This is a genomic window from Parendozoicomonas verongulae (genome assembly GCF_009711465.1).
Lineage (GTDB): Bacteria > Pseudomonadota > Gammaproteobacteria > Pseudomonadales > Endozoicomonadaceae > Sansalvadorimonas > Sansalvadorimonas verongulae.
The window spans coordinates 1-225 of record NZ_SMME01000051.1; the positions used below are offsets into that span (position 1 = coordinate 1).

Annotated in this window: 1 protein-coding gene; it reads left to right on the top strand. The window is 62.7% G+C overall.

The window, feature by feature from the left end; all coding sequences use genetic code 11:
* On the top strand, window positions 1–225 hold a 225-nt coding region (locus E1189_RS21955; protein ID WP_408014658.1), incomplete at both ends, for a hypothetical protein.

The following is a 225-nucleotide window of genomic DNA, read 5'->3' on the forward strand; positions in this document are numbered from 1 at the left end:
GGCGACGGGGAACACGGCTGGCTCACCCGTGCCGAGGTGGATGCCCTGTTTGCCCTGAGCGAGCAGGCCGGAAAGAAGATGGCGCTGACCCTGCCCGGTGGCCGCAGCTTCACCGTGATCTTTGACAGAGCCGATGGCCCGCCTATCGAAGCACAACAGCTTTTCCCACTCTCTGCCCCCACGGATGGGGCTATTTACACAGTGGTCATGCGTCTTCTGACCGTG